General features: G+C 72.6%; 1 protein-coding gene. It reads left to right on the forward strand.

Features of this window, described 5'->3' with window-relative positions:
- Positions 1-2,039: DNA polymerase I (gene polA / locus CCN42_RS33190; protein ID WP_107427682.1), on the forward strand; the 2,039-nt coding region annotated here is incomplete at its 5' end.
- Positions 2,040-2,160 lie beyond the last annotated feature (121 nt).

The raw sequence follows: 2,160 nt of genomic DNA on the forward strand, positions 1-2,160 counted from the left end.
AGCTGGTCGAGCGGGTCGACGAGGTCAAGGGCAAGGCCGGGCAGAACCTGCGCGACCACCTGGAGGCCGTCAAGCTCAACCGCCGGCTGACCGAGCTGGAGCGGCAGGTGCCGCTCGGCAGGACGGTCGCCGAACTCCAGCGCGCCCCGTACGACCGCAAGGGCGTCGCGATGGTGCTGGACACCCTGGAGATCCGCAACCCGTCGCTGCGCGAGCGGCTGCTCGCCGTCGACCCCGGCGCCCAGGAGGCCGAGACCACCCCGGTCGTGGCGGACGGCGTCGAGCTGGACGGCAGGATCCTGGGCACCGGCGAGCTGGCCGGCTGGCTCGCCGAGCACGGCACCGGCCCGCTCGGCGTCGCCACCGTCGACACCTGGGCGCTCGGCAGCGGCTCCGTGGCCGAGATCGCCCTCGCCACCGGCTCCGGACCGGCCGCCTGGTTCGACCCCTCCCAGCTCGACGAGGCCGACGAGACGGCGTTCGCCGCCTGGCTGGCCGACGCGGACCGGCCCAAGATCCTGCACAACGCCAAGGGCGCCATGCGGGTCTTCGCCGAGCACGGCTGGACGATCGCCGGGGTCACCATGGACACCGCGCTCGCCGCGTACCTGGTCAAGCCGGGCCGCCGCTCCTTCGACCTGGACGCGCTGTCCCTGGAGTACCTGCACCGGGAGCTGGCGCCCGCCGCGGCCGCCGACGGCCAGCTGGCCTTCGGCGCGGACGACGGCGCCGAGGCCGAGGCGCTGATGATCCAGGCCCGTGCGGTCCTCGACCTGGGCGAGGCCTTCGAGGACCGGCTCGCGGAGGTCGGCGCGGCCGACCTGCTGCGGGACATGGAGCTGCCCACCTCGGCGCTGCTGGCCCGGATGGAACGGCACGGCATCGCGGCGGACCGGGCGCACCTGGAGGCCATGGAGCAGATGTTCGCCGGCGCGGTCCAGCAGGCCGTGAAGGAGGCCCACGCGGCCGCCGGGCACGAGTTCAACCTGGGCTCGCCCAAGCAGCTCCAGGAGGTCCTCTTCGGCGAGCTGGGACTGCCGAGGACCAAGAAGACCAAGACCGGCTACACCACCGACGCCGACGCCCTGGCCTGGCTCGCCGGCCAGACCGACAACGAGCTGCCGGTGATCATGCTCCGCCACCGCGAGCAGGCCAAGCTCCGGGTCACGGTCGAGGGCCTGATCAAGACGATCGCGACGGACGGCCGCATCCACACGACGTTCAACCAGACCGTCGCCGCCACCGGCCGCCTGTCGTCCACCGACCCGAACCTGCAGAACATCCCCGTCCGCACCGACGAGGGCCGGGCGATCCGGCGCGGCTTCGTGGTCGGCGAGGGCTTCGAGTCCCTGATGACGGCGGACTACAGCCAGATCGAGCTGCGGGTGATGGCCCACCTCTCCGAGGACGAGGGCCTGCTCCAGGCCTTCACCTCCGGCGAGGACCTGCACACCACGGTCGCCTCGCAGGTCTTCTCGGTCGAGCGGGACGCCGTCGACGCGGAGATGCGCCGCAAGATCAAGGCGATGTCGTACGGCCTGGCGTACGGCCTGTCCGCGTTCGGCCTCTCCCAGCAGCTGAACATCGAGGCCGCGGAGGCCCGCGCCCTGATGGACACCTACTTCGAGCGCTTCGGCGGAGTGCGCGACTATCTGCGCCGGGTGGTCGACGAGGCCCGCGCGACCGGCTACACCGAAACCCTGTTCGGCCGCCGCCGGTATCTCCCGGACCTCAACAGCGACAACCGTCAGCGCCGTGAGATGGCCGAGCGCATGGCGCTGAACGCGCCGATCCAGGGCACCGCGGCGGACATCGTCAAGATCGCCATGCTGAACGTCGACCGCGCCCTGCGGGAGTCCGGCCTGACCTCCCGCATGCTCCTCCAGGTCCACGACGAGATCGTGCTGGAGATCGCCCCGGGCGAGCGGGAGGCCGCGGAGGAGATCGTCCGCCGCGAGATGGCCGACGCGGTCCGGCTCAGGGCCCCTCTGGACGTCTCGGTCGGCGTCGGCCCGGACTGGGAGTCGGCGGCCCACTAGGGGGTGTCGTCGAACTCGCGTCTGCCCCGCGACGCCCGGCACGTGCTCTCGCCGCACCGGACCAAAGCCCGACTACGCCCACTCCGCGGACTTCCGCCCGGCGCGCCGAGCGCACGCACCG

The sequence above is a fragment of the Streptomyces glaucescens genome (assembly GCF_002154375.1).
Classification (GTDB): domain Bacteria; phylum Actinomycetota; class Actinomycetes; order Streptomycetales; family Streptomycetaceae; genus Streptomyces; species Streptomyces glaucescens.